Genomic DNA, 13641 nt, shown 5'->3' on the forward strand with positions numbered 1-13641 from the left:
GGTCGCTCCAGGCTCGTGATCGTCAAGGTGTGATCCGGGGCCCTCATCTTGGAAGCTCACTGTCCGGGGCGATGACGATCGTGACCCGATAGTGGTGGGGCGGCTCGTCGACGGGGTGGCCGTCGGCCTCGATCCAGGCATGGGCGCCGAACGGGTGGACCCGTATGCCCGCGCACCAGGTGGGCCAGGATCCGTACAACCGGCACAGCAGGGCGGCGGCGATGGAGCGGGGCAGGCAACCTTCCCCGGCGCACGACAGGCTGACCGCGAGCACCGCGTCCCGTGCCGCTCCGGCCTGTTCGGCGGTGGCGGGCGCGGCGCCGCGGCGGGCGAACGTGAGCACCGCACGGATGCGGGCCGGCGGCAGGCGGGCGATCAGGTGCGCGGCGGCCACGGCGGCCAGCGCGGGCAGGCGGCGGCCCCGGGGCAGGCCGGGCCGGTCGGCGGGCACCATGGACACGCTCATCGCGGCTGCTCCCGGTCGACGGTCTCGACGATGAGGTTCGCGGCGCGCAACTGCGCGAGGAGCGCGGCGATATCCGCCTCGGCGGTGGGCGTCGCGGCCGGATGGGTTCGGACGAGGTCGCGGGCGGCCCCATCCGGGCCGTGTCCCGCCAGCAGGCTGCGCAGGACGAGCGCGGCGGTGGCGTTCAGTTGGCGGTAGCGGCCGGTGCGCTCGTCCAGGAGCACGGCAACCTCGTCGATCGGGGTGAGGGTGACGCCGGGGCGAAGGCTCACGCGCACGACTCCTCCTGTGCGGGGTAGGCGAGAAGGGCTCGCAGCCAGTTCTCGGCGGCGATGAAGACGTCGAGTGCCATCACGCCCGGCCCGCCCTCGGCCGGGGTGCGCACGCAGGCCAGGCGCAGGGCGGCGGCGTCGGCCAGGCCGCGCTCCACCAGCAGCGAACCGTCGAGCAGGGTCAGGAACTGGTCGCGGTGGCGGCGCAGCCCCTGGTAGATGTCGGCCGAGAACTCCCCCTTGGTGGTGCGTTCCAGGCATTCGGCCGGCATGACCGGCCGCATCGCGGCCCGGGTGAGCGGCTTGTAGGCGCCGGGCGCCGCCCGCTGGTCCAGCCGTACGGCCAGGCAGGCGGCGACGACGCGGTCGTCCAGATAGGGGGCGTGCATGGGGGCGCCCACGCGGCCCGTCAGGATCTGCACGCCGTCGACGGAGGCGGCGATGGAACGGATGCTCGACAGGCTCTGGTGCTGGGCGCGCAGGGGGGAGTGCGGCTCGGCGGAGCACGTGAGGAGCTGCCGGCGGACCGCGTCCGTCGCGGCCTCGGTCGTCCAGTCAGGCATGCGTAGCGGGTGCTCCCATCCGAAGTCCGGCCGGAAGCGGGACAGCGGCGCGCGGAGCGTCTCCGCCTGATCCGCCAGCCAGGCGGCATAGGGACGCCGGTCGGCCAGCGCGCGGGCGCACGCCCACAGCGGCCACCGGGCCCTGGACCGCCGCTCGCGCAGGTGGGGCCAGAGCGCCGCCGGGTGGCGATGGGCCAGGTCGTGCAGGTAGCAGTCGGGCAGCAGGGCGACCTCGTCACCGCCGTGCCCGGTCAGGCGCACGGCCGCTCCTCGCCCAGCCAGCAGCGCCGAACTCGCCAGTTCGCGGGCCAGTGCGCGCAGCCACCGCGTCGGCTCGTCCAGCCCGGGAACGGCCTCGGCCGCCCCGGCGAACCACTTGGGCACGTCACCGGGCCGGGCCACCCCGTGCTCGCCCGGGAGGTGCGCCTGCGCGCGGGCCGCCCACTCCGGGTCGTCCTGCTCGGGATCGTCGATGGCCAGCACGAACGTGATCAGCTTCGCCGACCGCTCCCCGGCCGCCGCGGCGGCGAGGAAGCTGACCGGCGTGGAATCCAGCCCGCCGGACAGGTCGCTGGCCACCACCGCGCCCTCGCCGATCCGGGCGGCCACGGCCTCCTCAAGGGCCGCCCGCACCACGGGAGCGCCCTCCTGCAGCGGTATCTCCGGCTCCGGCGCCCGCCACCAGGCGCGCAGCCGCACCCCGTCCGCGTCGATGTGGGCCGCCTCGCCGGGCGGCACCATGGCGACCCCTTGCCACAGCGGCTCGGCCAGCGCCGGCGGAACCATCGTCAACAACCGCACCGCCAGCGCCCGCTCATCCACCGCCGCCCGCGTCAGCGCGGCCGGCACCGCCGCCCGACCGGACGCGACCACCGCCCCGCCGGCCCGCGCGTAGTAGACCCGCCGCATGCCCGAAGCGGTGCCCTGCACCCGGACCTGCCCGCCCACCACGGCGACCAGATGGAAACTGCCGGGCAACGCCGCAGCCACCGCGTCCGCGTCCGCCAGGCACCCGAGTCGCGCCGCCATCCGCCGGAGCCGGCCGGCGGTGACCGGGCAGATGCCGATCACCGCCAGCCGCGCGTGGCCTGCCTCCGCGTGGACGATCTCGCCGGGCGAGGCGGCCAGCAGACACGGACGGCCGGACGCGTAGCTCAGCACCACCACGCCGTGCAGCGCCTCAGCGAGGGCTTCGCCGGCGGCGCTGTCGGGCAGCACCGCGAACTCCTCGCCACTGAGCTTGCGCACCGGACCCCTCATCTCACTGGTAGTAGTAGGCCATGTCCATCAGCGGCCCGGCCATGCCGCGGGTCAGCTCTCCGAACTCGCCCATGTCGAGCAGTTGCGGGGGTTCGTACGGCTCGTTGCCGATCATGACTGGTGCCTTTCTTCTGGGATGTGCCGGCTGTCCGGACCCGTACCGGACTCCGTGGGACTCGATGGGCACGATGGCCTCACTACCCCGGGTAGTAGTAGGCCCAGTCCATGTTGAGCATGCCGTAGCCGCGGGTCAGCTGCCCGAACTCGCCGATGTCGAGCATCTGCGGGGGCTCGTACGGCTCGTTGCGCTCGTTGTCGATCATGACTGCTCCCTTCGTCCGTGCGGCGGATCGCCGCGTCACCGTCAGTGAAGACCCCTGCTCCCGCTGTCCAACAGGGGTTCGGCCGCACTCGGACAAGCTCGGACAGGCTCGGCACCGCGGCGGAAGGTCAGGCGCTCAGACAGGGCGAGCGCGTTCGCGTCCGGAAGGCCCGTCGGCCCGGACGGGGTGGGCCTGCATCACCGCGTCAAGGATGCGCCCTTGCCGGTAGGCGCTGTTCGGTAATCTGCGATGATCTCCCCCTTGGGCGTTCGTGCGCCGTGGCCGTTGTGTCTGAGAGGAAATTCGTGAGCAAGAGTCTTGCCGAAGGCCCGATCCGAGCCCTCCTGGTGGCGCCCACCCTGCAGGGGACGTGGCTGCGCGAACTTCGGCTGCCCATCCCGCCGTTCCCAGGGCTGGGCATACGGCTTGATGTCTATGACGTGGTAAACGTCGACCAGGTTCTCGTCGGCGACGACGGCAGGTGGGACATCGACGTGACCTGCATCGTGTCCCGAGATGGCAACGACCAGGCCACGGAAGAGGACTGGCTGCGGCTCGGCTTCGAGTCGGGCGTGTACATCTGAAGGTCGTGGTGATCGACCCGTCTACCAGGAGCCCTGCCACGTCATGAGGCGAACGTCGGACGCGCGATCACGCTGTTGAGCCGGCACTCCGCCGGAGGGGACGAGAGAGGCTCACTGCGACGTCGGCAGCTTTCCGGCCGGGCTGTCGATCGGTGTGATCCTCACGGCCGGGGCGCGACTCCGCTGCTGAGGGCGTCGAACAGGCGCTCCAGGCGGGCGCGGTGGTCGTCTGCGATGGTGTCGGCCGGTTCTCCGGCGATCAGGCGCCGGGCGGTCTCCACCAGTACGGCGGTGTAGCCGGTGATGAAGAAGGCGGCGAGCAGCGGGGCGTCGCCGTCGAAGGCCGGGTCGCGTTCGAGCTCGCCGGCGAGGGTCTGCTGGAGGCCGGAGGCGATCTCCCTGGCGCGGGCGACCAGTGCGGGGGAGGCCGCGACGGTTCGGAAGAAGTCGGTTCGGCCGACGGCGTCCTCATCGCGGGCAGCGCGTTCGTCGACCCGTTCGTGCAGCGCGTCGGCCTGGACCGGGCCGGCAGCGGCCGATCGGGCGGTGTCTCCGCGCTTCGCCCACGTGATTTCGAACGTCTCGTCGGCGATGCCCGGGGTGTCGGTTGAGCCGGCGCCGCCATGCTCCTGGAACGACGGCGTGATCGTCGAGCTGGGCCGACGTTGCGCAAGTCAGGTGGATCATCGTGGCCGGAGGCCGTCGAGTGCGATGTCGATGAAGCGCCGCCAGTCGCCGATGGCGTCCCGGCTGATCGTGGCCACCGCGCCGGCGATCATGTAGAGGTCGGCGATCTTCGTGTCCGCCCGGAGCGTGCCGTCCGCCCGTCCACGCTCAAGCAGCGTCTCGCTGAGGGCGAGGAGCTCGGTGCTCACCTCGCCCCGCGGCTCGGTCGAGCCCAGTGCCGCCTCGATCGCGCTGGACAACCCGCGGCCTTCGTCGTGCACCTCGCCGATCCGGGTCAGGAAGCAGCTCAGCGCTCGTCGCGTGTCGGGGTCGGGCAGGCACTGGGCGCGGGCGAACGCCAGGATCTCGGCGAAGCGTTGCTCCGTCACCGCCTCGATCAGCGCCTGGCGCGTGGGGAAGTGCCGGTAGAGGGTGCCGACACCCACCCCGGCCGCCTTGGCCACGTCTGCCATCTGCACCTGGGGCCCATGTTCGGCGAACAGCTCGCAAGCCGTCTGCAACACGCGGCCGCGGTTGCGCTCGGCGTCGGTGCGTGGCTTGCGGGGAGATTGCTTTGACATCCCGAACGATCCTCAGTCTATAGTTTAACGGAATCGGATTCCGAATCCGTCTCCGGAAAGGATATCGCATGTCCAGGGATCGTTTCATCATGTTGAACGCCGGGGAGTCTCGCGCAGGGCGCGTGTCGCTGCCGGCCTGGACCGCTGTCAAGGCGGGCGTGGCCGACACCGAGGGGCGCTTCACCCTCATGGAGAATCGAGGGCACAACGACATCCCCGCGCACGTGCACGAAACCTTCGACGAGGTCGTCTACGTGATCGATGGGGAGTTTGGGATCGACTTCGACGGACGGACGCACCGGCTCACCGCGGGCATGTGCGCACTGCTGCCGCGCGGCGTGACCCATGCCATGCGCACCCTGTCCGAAGCGCCGGTGCACGCGTTGCAGCTGTCCTCGCCGGGTGGCTGGGAGCGTTACGTCGAGGATGTCGCGGAAGCCGGGCAGACGCTGGTGGCCGAGGATGACGGCCGGGACTGGGTCGAGATCAACAAGCTCGGCGCCCCGTACGGCATGCGCTATCACCTGCACGGCGAGACCGAGGAGAACGGCGACAAGGAGCGTTTCCACGTGTTGCGGCGTGGCGAGGCGCGCCCGGGTCGCATCCAGGTCCCGCCGGCCTTCAGCGCCAAGGTGCGCACCACCGACACCGAAGGACGGCTCTCACTCCTCGAGATGGTGGTGGCCCAGGCCATCCCGCGCCACGTCCACCACAAGGCCGACGAGAGCATCTACGTACTCGACGGAGAACTGGTCGTCGAGTACGACAACGAGAGGCACACGGCTACCAAGGGGCAGTTCGTCCTGCTGCCTCGCGGCGTCCCGCACGCGTTGCGCCCTGGGTCCACCCCGCCCCCACGCGTCATTCAGATCTCGTCGCCGGGCGGATGGGAGTGCTTCGTCGAGGACCTGATCGAGGCCAGACCGCACATCACCACCGGGGGAAATCTTGACCCGGTCAAGCTCAACCCCATCGCCGCCAAGTACGACATCACCTACGCGGAACCGGCTTAGGCGAGCGCTCATCGGTCGTGGGCGTGGACCGCGTCGAGTTCGATCGGGTTGAGTAGTCGTCGTCGTGCCGGGTGATGGTCTTGAAACGCCGCTCGGAGTTCGGGGGTGAAGGCGGGGCGGGAGTCATCGCCGAGATCGATCTTGTTCGGGGCCTGGCGCAGGCAGCGGAACGGCCGGCGGCGATCACTCGACCGCAATGCCCGCGACCTCCCGGCGAAGATCGCCCAGGTTCCGTAACGGACACGTCCGGGGAATTCGCGCGTCACAACGGGCGCAGGTGCTCGATCGTGACGCGGTGCTGCTCGGTAAGCCGCCGGGCGATCAACGAGCGGTGGCAGGCCTCGGGGTCGCGCTCGACGCAGAGCAGCGCCGCGGTCCCACCGCTCGGCAGCTCCGACACGATCGGCGTGAGATCGGCGCTGTCGAGGATCTCGATGGTGTAGCGGCGGGTGTACTCGGCGGCGAGCTCGCGGCGCGAGCGCTTGCCGACCCCTCGGCGGTCATCCTCGGCGTACTGGAGCCGGCGTAACTCGGTGGTCGGGGCGAGCTCGCGGTGATGCTCGTAGGCGATCCCGGCAAGGGCGAGGGCCGCCTGCAGCCGGCGTGAGTTCGCCCAGGCGTACTCGGGCCCGCGGACGCCGCGGCGCTGCCGTACGTCGAGCAGCAGACGAACCTCCGCCTGCCGCAGTCGTTGCAGGAAGGACTCGCCGTCGAAGCCGTAGACGCCGATTGTCGCCATTTTGAGCACCGGAAATCACCCACCTGTCCACTTGCTCGTGCCGCCTCCGGCAGCCCTGCCGGAGGCGGCGAGGTCACATCACGCGACGGCGGTTCCCTCAAGCTCGACCATCAGGTCGGGGATCGCCAGCCGTGTCACCCCGAGCATCGTGGTGGACGGCGCCACCCCGGCGGCGCCCAACCGCCCCGCCAGCACGCCGTAGTGCTGGAAGAGCCGATCGACGTCGGTGGTGTAGACGTTGAGCCGGACGAGGTTCGCGAGGGACATGCCGGCCTCGCCGAGCACGGCCTCCAGGTTGTCGAGGCTCAGCGCCAACTGCGCCGCCATGTCATCGGCATGCTGGGGCTTGCCTTCGCCGCTCATCGCGGTCTGCCCGGAGCAGTACAGGGTCCGGGTGTGCCCGGAGACGATCTCGCCCTGGTTGTACCCCATCTCCACCGACCACGCCCACGGGTTGACCGCGGTTCGCTCCATTGCCACATTCGCTCCATTCGATTCGTCGCCATTACGTACGTTGATCGGCTCGGTAGCCGTCGTCTTTTCGGTCGTGCTGATCAGCCTCCCAACAAATCACGACATCCTGTGTCGTGTATTTCTGTAGAGTTCTCGCATGCGCGCCGACCGGTTGGTCTCGCTGGTGTTGCTGCTGCGGCAGCACGGCCGGTTGTCCGCGGCCGCGCTGGCCCGCGAGCTGGAGGTGTCCACCCGCACCGTGCTGCGCGACATCGAGGCGCTGTCCGCAGCGGGCGTCCCGGTCTACGCCGAACGCGGCCGGCACGGCGGGTTCGCGCTGTTGCCCGGTTTCCGGACCGAGCTCACCGGGCTGAACCACGACGAGGCCCTTGCCCTGCTGGTCGCCGGATCGCGGCGTGGCGCGCAGGCATTCGGCCTCGGCTCGGCGCTCGCCTCGGCGATGCTCAAGGTGGTTGACGCGCTACCCGACAGCTATCGGGACACCGCGGCCAGCGCGGCCGAGCGATTGCTCATCGACCCGGAGATCGATCTTCTCTCGCGCCGGCTGGTCGATGAGGAGGTGCCTGACGCCACAATGGCGGAGGTCCTGCGCGCGGTGTTCGCCGGACGCAAACTGGCCATCCACTACGCGGCTGTGGACCAGACCCCGCAGTGGCGTACGGTGGACCCGATCGGGCTGGTCACCATACGCGACCGGGGCTACTTGCTGGCCACGAGGTCTGGCGCGGACCGCACCTACCGGCTGTCCCGGATCTCGGCCGCCAAGGAACTCGCCGAACCCGCACAACGACCAGACCGGGTCGATCTGGATAGGGCCTGGCAGGAACGCAGCACGCGGTTCCGGACCGGCGGCGACCAAGTCACCGTGCTGGTACGGGTGAACCCGGCGCGGCGGGAGGACCTGGTGACCACCGCGCTGGCCGTCCTCGCCGAGGAAACCGACCCTGACGGCTGGCTGCGGCTGGAGGTGACCTTCCAAGATCCGAGACACGCCGAATGGGCGCTGTGGCAGCTCACCATGAACGCGGAAGCCCTGGCCCCGCAGTGGTTGCGCGACTCCCTGCGCGACCGCGCCACCGCGATCGCCACCCGCTACGGAGTGCCATCCTGAGAGTCGTCGCCTTCCACGGGCCGCTGCCGACGCGATTCGGACCGCTGCCCGGCCCGAAGACGGGGAGGCTTCGCGTCAGGCCGGACCGAGGACGCAGAACTCGTTGCCCTCCGGGTCGGCGAGGACGATCCACGGGACGTCGCCCTGGCCGACATCGGCGAGCGTCGCGCCGAGGGCTCGCAGCCGGGCCACCTCCGCCGCTTGATCGTCACCGCGGTAGGGCAACAGGTCGAGATGGACGCGGTTCCACACGGTCTTCACGTCGGGCGTACGGAGGAACTCGAGATACGGCCCGACACCCTTGGCGGAGCGCAGCCTCGCGTGATCGTCGGTCACCTCGTGCGGGGTCCAGCCCACCGCCTCGCCCCAGAAGCGGGCCATGGCCCGCGGGTCCGCGCAGTCGACCACCACCGCGGCGATCGGCCCGGTGTCCCGGTAGATCTCCCGAGGCTCCAGGACGCAGAACACGTTGCCCTCCGGGTCGGCCAGAACCGTCCACGGGACGTCGCCCTGGCCCACATCGGCAGGCGTCGCACCGAGCTCCTTCAGGCGCGCGACCAGCTCCGCGTGATGGGCCGCGGAGGTGGTCGCGAGATCGATGTGCGCGCGGTATTTCACCGTTTCGGGGTCCGGGACGGTGACGACATCGACGCAGACGGCGACGGGGTCCGGCCACTCGAAGCCCACAGGCGCAACGTTGGTCACACCGGGTCCCTCGCTGGAAACACCCCAGCCGAGCGCCTCCGCCCAGAACCGGCCCAGCGCCGAGTCATCCCGAGCCTTGAAGTTCACCTGAACAAGCTGCAGCGCCATGCCGCCCACCCTATGCCCAACCGATGGACCAGGATGGATCATGCACCTCCGACTCAACCGGCGGTAACGGGCCGAAGGTCTTGGGTGGGTACGGAGGCGGTGATGGCGTAGCGGCCAAAGGGCTGAGGTGGGCGACGTCCTCGTCCTTGCCCGGGACGCCCTGGGCGCGCGGGCGGTCGACAGGTAGCGGGTGTTCCACAGCGCGACGGCGTTGACGACCAGGCCGAGTGCGGCGAGCAGGGCTTCCCGGCCTTCGCGGTAGGCGTGGCAGATCTTCCGGGTGAGCCGGTGACGGGACTTCTGCACGGTGAGCCTGTTTCTGACCTCCAGCGCTGAACCGAGGGGCGCGTGCGGGGACCGGCCTGCGCCGCTGCGGAGAGAGATCAGGGCAAGGGACTTTGGTCCCTACCAGGGGGCGACGTCAGTGCGCGATCGTGGATCTGTGCAACAGCAGGCAACGTCGCCCGCCCCGGTGAGCAGGCAACTGTCTCGCGATGAGGCGCTGCGGCTTCTGGGGAACGTCACCTTCGGCAGGATCGTGTTCATCAGCCGGGCGATACCGGCCCTTCGGTTCGTCGCACACGCCATGGACGGCGACGGCTTGCTGATCGGACTGCGCTACGAGCCGGAGATCGCAGCCCTGCTGCGGCGGGTCTGCCACGTGGTGTACGAGGCGGACCTGCTGGATGCGGCCACGAGGTTGGGCTGGAGTGTGGTGCTGACCGGGCGGGCCGGGCTGGTGGAGGATCCGCAGGAGGTGAAGCAGGCCCAGATCAGGCTCCAAGCCTGGCCTGGCGAGCTCGTCGACGTGGTGGTACGGCTGCGGCCGGAACTGGTCACCGGCTTCCAGGTCGCCGCCGGACCGCTCGCATCGTGATGAGCAGGCGCGACGCCTCATCCGACCGCGTGGTCGCCCACGAGGCCGATGACATCGATCCGGTTACTCACCCCGGCCGGCGCGTCATCGTCAGGCCGTGAGGGTGGCCGGTCCTCCTCGGCCGCCCTGGGGAGTTCGTGCATACGGGGGCTCGTGCGGCCTGGCCGAGCCAGTCGGCCGTCCGGGAAGGGCACGCGCGCGGTCGGAAGGTCGACGCTCACGACCTGGGCGGACCGCTCGCGTGCCGGCTCCCGGACGTCGTCGGCGAGCAGCCGTCCGGCGAGTAGTTGCTCCTTCGGCGCCTCGCCATGACAGGCAGGCGAGGACTCTCCCGCTTCGGTGGAAACGGCGCGATAGTGAGTTGGTCACGAACTACGCGGGTTCATCGTCATAGAAGGTGCTGAAGGAACTGACGGGTTCTCGCGGGGTGCGGTGCCGATTGAGTTGGTGGCCGGGGTCGGCATGCCCCAGTGCGAGCCCGCAGACGATGATGTGGTCATCGGGTATGCGCAGGTGTTCACGCAGGACCGGATAGAAGTCGATGAACGACGCCTGCGAGCAGGTGTCCAGACCCGCTCCCCGTGCCGCGAGCATGAGCGCTTGCAGGAACAGGCCGGCGTCCACGAGTGCCCCCGCGAGGGGGCGCCGGCTGACGGTGAGGATGATCCCGACCGGTGCGCCGAAGAACTCGTAGTTGCGCCGGTGATGGCTGAGCCTGCCTGCCGTGTCCTCCGGGGCGAACCCGAGCGTGTCGCGGTACAGCCCTTCCCCGAACCGGCGTCGGCGTGAGGAGTACGGCTCCGCCCATTCGTCAGGCCGGGGCTGGTAGGGGTATTCGGTCTGCGCCACCCGCTCGCCGTCGTCGTGTGCGCGCAGGACCGCGGCGCTGAGGCGACGCTTGGCCGCGCCGGTGAGGACGTGCACGTGCCAGGGTTGCGTGTTGGCGTTGCTGGCCGAACGGGCGGCCAGGGCCAGCAACCGGTCGATCTCGGCCCGAGGGACGGCCTTGGACAGGAAGGCGCGCACGCTACGACGGTCGAGCAGCGCCTCCTCGACTGTCGGCGCGGGCATCGTCAGTTCGTCCACGGGTTGCATGTCAGGCGGCGGGCGGCGTGATGTCGTAGGAGATGCGCCCGGCGGGCAGGTAGAACAGGGCGATGAGCGCACCCCCCTTGACCTCGGGATAGTGGTGGCTGCTGGGCCCGGGCGCGGTCCAGCCCGCGCCCGTCCATCCTCGCGGGCCGATGAGCCGGGCGCCGGGATCGAGAGGGACGACGAGGTTGAGCTCGCCGTAGGGATGCTGATGGTATTGCCCGCGGTAGGGCTCCTGACTGTCCATGTACACGGCCGTGATGCTGAAGTAGTGCAGTTCTTCGCTGGGTTCGGCGATCCGGCTGCGGCGGTAGTGCGGGCCGTCGACTTCGATGGTGGCCGCCCACCCGTCACGGACGCCGTCGGTGATCATGCGGGCGAGGTCGTCGTAAAGAGGCGTGCCCGGGCCGTAAGTCTCGTTGAGCCAGATTTCGAGTGCCTCACCGGCGGTGCGGTTCTTGATCTCGCTGAGGAACGGGATGCTGCGCTCGATGAGGTCGTGTGGAAGGGTCACGGAAACTCCTAGCGTTCGATTGCCGCACAGAGGTTCGAGATATACTGTGAGGCGGAGCTGTGATGATCGGGAGGAATGACGGCATGGGACGTCTGGCGGACAAGGACCGCGCGGTGCGGCAGGAACGTCAGCTCGCGAACGCGCCTAACGCGGCGGACTTCTCCGAGGCTTTGGCACGGGGCCTGGCGGTGCTGTCGGCGTTCGGGCCCGAACGCCGACGTCTCACGCAGGCCGACCTGGCACGCGAGCTGGACCTGTCGCGGGCGACGGTGCGGCGGGCGGTTCTGACGCTCGAACATCTCGGCTTTCTCGTGGCGGACGGGCGCGCGTACGAGCTCACACCGCGAGTCCTGACTCTGGCCAGCAGCTATCTCACCTCGAACGTGGCAGGTGTGATCATGCAGCCGATGTGCGATCGGATCTGCGGCGAGTTGGGCGAGGCCTGTTCCGTCGCGGTGCTCGACGGCCCGGACGCCGTGATGATCGCCCGTGCCGTGCCGAACCGGTTGCTCCAGGTCGGCAGCGGGATCGGCTACCGCACCCCGGCCGCGATCTCCTCGCTGGGCAAGGTGCTTCTCGCGCACCTGCCGCCGGCCGAGCGCGCGGCCAAGCTCGCGGAGATCCCGGACGCTCCCTCCGGTGAGGTTCTCGACCGCGTCCTGCGCGATGGCTACAGCTACGTGGCCGATGACGTGGAACGTGGCGCCCACTCGATCGCCGTGCCGTTGCGCCGCTGGGACGACCGGACGATCGCCGCGCTCCACGTCGGATGCCGGATCGAGCAGATCTCCCCGGAGGTCATGCACGGCGACGTCCTGAAGGTTCTGCGACAGGCGGCCGAGGAGCTCCACGGCCAGCTCATGTGACAAGGCCGGGCTCCCGGTGGATCGCCGAGGGGCGGGTGGCGGAGTCGTAGGCGGCATGACCGCCGATGGCCCCCACGCCGCTGTCGCCGGCAGGCTCGAAGACGCGGTCCGGGCCGCCGCCCTGCCACTGGTTGATCCAGATGATCCCGGCGGGGAGGGTTTCGGCCGCCTTCGCGTGCGCGGCATCGTTCGTGTAGATGGTCGCGGCCAGTCCGAACCGTGATCGACCGGCGAGCCGCAGGCCGTCCTCGAAGGAGTCGACCACCTGCACCGGCGCGACCGGGCCGAAGGTCTCCTCGGTCATGACGAGCATCGTGTCGTCCACCTCGGTCAGGACCGTGGGCGGGTAGTAGAAGCCCTTGCCGCCGGGAAGCGCGCCTCCGGTGCGCACCTTGGCCCCGCGCGCCACGGCGTCGGTGACATGGACGTGCACGAGGTCGCGCTGGCGTGCGTCGACCAGCGGGCCCAGCATCTTCGTCTCGTCGTGACCGTCGCCGAGTGCGTAGGTCCGCGCGGCCGAGACCAGCGCGTCGATGAACGGGGTGGCGATGTCGCGGTGGACGTAGATCCGTTCCATCGAGGTGCAGATCTGCCCCGTGTTGACGAACGCCCCGTGGGCCACGGCTCGGGCGGTGACGACGGGATCGACGCCGGCGTCGACGATGACCGGGTCCTTGCCGCCGAGCTCCAAAAGCGCCCGGCGCAGCCCGTGACCGGCCTTCGCACCGACCGCGCGGCCGACCGGGACGGAGCCGGTGAAGTGGATCAGGCCGACGCCGGGATGCTCGCTCAGCGCTTCCCCGGCCCGCCCGTCGCCGAGGACGAGGTTCGCGACTCCGGGCGGCAGGGGCAGCAGCTCGAACAAGCGGGCCGTCGACAGGGGTGACTTCTCCGACGGTTTGACGACGATCGTGTTCCCCGCGGCCAGCAGGGCGCCCACGGCGGACAGCACCGCGGCGACCGGGAAGTTCCATGGCGTGATGACGGCCGCGACCCCGACGGGATTGCGGATGATCCGCGTGGTTCCGCCTCCCTCGTGCACGGTGGAGGTCTCGAAGGAGTACGTGGCGGCGTCGGCCAGGCTCGCCTTGAGCGCGGCGACGCCGCCTGCCACGAAGACCCGTCCGGCCGCGGCCGGCCTGCCCATCTCCTGGCATTCGAGTTCGGCCAGCTCGGCGGCGTGCCCGGCGACGCCGTCCGCCCACGCGTTCACCAGACGTACGCGTTCCGCGACGGGATAGGCGTGCCATGCCGGTTGCGCCGCCGTGGCCGCGGTGACGGCGTCGTTCACGTCCAGCGGTGATCCGCCGGGGAACCGGGCGACGACCTCTTCGGTCGCCGGGTTCACCACGTCCAGCCTGGCGGGGTCGGCGGACTCGACCCACTTGCCGCCGATGAAGTTGCGCAGCGGTGTCACGCTCGTTCTC

18 protein-coding genes are annotated in these 13641 nt (G+C 70.3%); 6 read left to right on the forward strand and 12 right to left on the reverse strand.

The window, feature by feature from the left end; translation table 11 throughout:
* Positions 1-43 precede the first annotated feature (43 nt).
* The 5 genes from ACIBQ1_RS48505 to ACIBQ1_RS48525 form a co-directional block, all read right to left on the reverse strand.
* Positions 44-466 (reverse strand): lasso peptide biosynthesis B2 protein, encoded by a 423-nt coding sequence (locus tag ACIBQ1_RS48505; protein WP_397288435.1) that lies wholly within the window; start codon positions 464-466, stop codon positions 44-46.
* Positions 463-738 carry a lasso peptide biosynthesis PqqD family chaperone gene (locus ACIBQ1_RS48510; protein ID WP_397288437.1) on the reverse strand — a complete coding sequence of 92 codons (276 nt, stop codon included), beginning with the start codon at positions 736-738 and terminating at the stop codon, positions 463-465. Before ACIBQ1_RS48510 ends, ACIBQ1_RS48505 begins: the two co-directional genes overlap by 4 nt.
* The gene (locus ACIBQ1_RS48515) at positions 735-2549 is read right to left on the reverse strand and encodes an asparagine synthase-related protein (protein ID WP_397288439.1); all 1815 of its coding nucleotides are present in this window, start codon (positions 2547-2549) and stop codon (positions 735-737) included. Before ACIBQ1_RS48515 ends, ACIBQ1_RS48510 begins: the two co-directional genes overlap by 4 nt.
* 13 nt (positions 2550-2562) lie before the next feature.
* Entirely contained in the window at positions 2563-2676 is a 114-nt protein-coding gene (locus ACIBQ1_RS48520; RefSeq protein WP_397288441.1) for a lasso RiPP family leader peptide-containing protein, read from the reverse strand.
* An 82-nt stretch (positions 2677-2758) separates the two neighbouring features.
* Positions 2759-2884 carry a lasso RiPP family leader peptide-containing protein gene (locus ACIBQ1_RS48525; RefSeq protein WP_397288443.1) on the reverse strand — a complete coding sequence of 42 codons (126 nt, stop codon included), beginning with the start codon at positions 2882-2884 and terminating at the stop codon, positions 2759-2761.
* A gap of 305 nt (positions 2885-3189) precedes the next feature.
* Between ACIBQ1_RS48525 and ACIBQ1_RS48530 the strand changes: the two genes are divergently transcribed.
* Positions 3190-3468: a hypothetical protein gene (locus ACIBQ1_RS48530; protein ID WP_397288445.1), complete on the forward strand. Its 279-nt coding sequence runs from the start codon at positions 3190-3192 to the stop codon at positions 3466-3468.
* A gap of 221 nt (positions 3469-3689) precedes the next feature.
* Complete coding sequence (locus ACIBQ1_RS48535) at positions 3690-4079, forward strand: hypothetical protein (protein WP_397288447.1); 390 nt, start codon at positions 3690-3692, stop codon at positions 4077-4079.
* A gap of 72 nt (positions 4080-4151) precedes the next feature.
* On the opposite strand, the gene ACIBQ1_RS48540 is transcribed toward ACIBQ1_RS48535, so the two are convergent.
* Positions 4152-4715 (reverse strand): TetR/AcrR family transcriptional regulator, encoded by a 564-nt coding sequence (locus tag ACIBQ1_RS48540; RefSeq protein WP_397288449.1) that lies wholly within the window; start codon positions 4713-4715, stop codon positions 4152-4154.
* A gap of 68 nt (positions 4716-4783) precedes the next feature.
* Here ACIBQ1_RS48540 and ACIBQ1_RS48545 point away from each other — a divergent pair, with 68 nt between their 5' ends.
* The gene (locus ACIBQ1_RS48545) at positions 4784-5728 is read left to right on the forward strand and encodes a cupin domain-containing protein (RefSeq protein WP_397288451.1); all 945 of its coding nucleotides are present in this window, start codon (positions 4784-4786) and stop codon (positions 5726-5728) included.
* A 262-nt stretch (positions 5729-5990) separates the two neighbouring features.
* Here the strand turns inward: ACIBQ1_RS48545 and ACIBQ1_RS48550 are convergent, their stop codons facing one another.
* Positions 5991-6467 (reverse strand): DUF488 family protein, encoded by a 477-nt coding sequence (locus tag ACIBQ1_RS48550; protein WP_397288453.1) that lies wholly within the window; start codon positions 6465-6467, stop codon positions 5991-5993.
* A gap of 78 nt (positions 6468-6545) precedes the next feature.
* Positions 6546-6941 (reverse strand): RidA family protein, encoded by a 396-nt coding sequence (locus tag ACIBQ1_RS48555; RefSeq protein ID WP_397288666.1) that lies wholly within the window; start codon positions 6939-6941, stop codon positions 6546-6548.
* A 136-nt stretch (positions 6942-7077) separates the two neighbouring features.
* Here ACIBQ1_RS48555 and ACIBQ1_RS48560 point away from each other — a divergent pair, with 136 nt between their 5' ends.
* Positions 7078-8052, forward strand: coding sequence for a helix-turn-helix transcriptional regulator (locus tag ACIBQ1_RS48560; protein ID WP_397288455.1), 975 nt, complete (start codon positions 7078-7080; stop codon positions 8050-8052).
* A 75-nt stretch (positions 8053-8127) separates the two neighbouring features.
* On the opposite strand, the gene ACIBQ1_RS48565 is transcribed toward ACIBQ1_RS48560, so the two are convergent.
* The gene (locus ACIBQ1_RS48565) at positions 8128-8865 is read right to left on the reverse strand and encodes a VOC family protein (protein ID WP_397288457.1); all 738 of its coding nucleotides are present in this window, start codon (positions 8863-8865) and stop codon (positions 8128-8130) included.
* Positions 8866-9307: 442 nt separating this feature from the next.
* Here ACIBQ1_RS48565 and ACIBQ1_RS48570 point away from each other — a divergent pair, with 442 nt between their 5' ends.
* Entirely contained in the window at positions 9308-9742 is a 435-nt protein-coding gene (locus ACIBQ1_RS48570) for a pyridoxamine 5'-phosphate oxidase family protein (RefSeq protein WP_397288459.1), read from the forward strand.
* Positions 9743-10114: 372 nt separating this feature from the next.
* Here the strand turns inward: ACIBQ1_RS48570 and ACIBQ1_RS48575 are convergent, their stop codons facing one another.
* Together ACIBQ1_RS48575 and ACIBQ1_RS48580 are read right to left on the reverse strand one after the other, a co-directional pair.
* Positions 10115-10828 carry a nitroreductase gene (locus ACIBQ1_RS48575; RefSeq protein WP_397288461.1) on the reverse strand — a complete coding sequence of 238 codons (714 nt, stop codon included), beginning with the start codon at positions 10826-10828 and terminating at the stop codon, positions 10115-10117.
* A gap of 10 nt (positions 10829-10838) precedes the next feature.
* Positions 10839-11348, reverse strand: coding sequence for a DUF4863 family protein (locus ACIBQ1_RS48580; RefSeq protein ID WP_397288463.1), 510 nt, complete (start codon positions 11346-11348; stop codon positions 10839-10841).
* 83 nt (positions 11349-11431) lie between these two features.
* Here ACIBQ1_RS48580 and ACIBQ1_RS48585 point away from each other — a divergent pair, with 83 nt between their 5' ends.
* Entirely contained in the window at positions 11432-12214 is a 783-nt protein-coding gene (locus ACIBQ1_RS48585; RefSeq protein ID WP_397288465.1) for a helix-turn-helix domain-containing protein, read from the forward strand.
* Here the strand turns inward: ACIBQ1_RS48585 and ACIBQ1_RS48590 are convergent.
* Positions 12207-13631, reverse strand: a complete 1425-nt coding sequence (locus ACIBQ1_RS48590) for an aldehyde dehydrogenase family protein (protein WP_397288467.1) — start codon at positions 13629-13631, stop codon at positions 12207-12209. The two genes, ACIBQ1_RS48585 and ACIBQ1_RS48590, sit on opposite strands and share 8 nt — an antisense overlap.
* Between the last annotated feature and the right edge of the window lie 10 nt (positions 13632-13641).

This window comes from Nonomuraea sp. NPDC050153 (assembly GCF_044460125.1).
In the GTDB taxonomy this organism is placed as follows: Bacteria; Actinomycetota; Actinomycetes; order Streptosporangiales; family Streptosporangiaceae; genus Nonomuraea.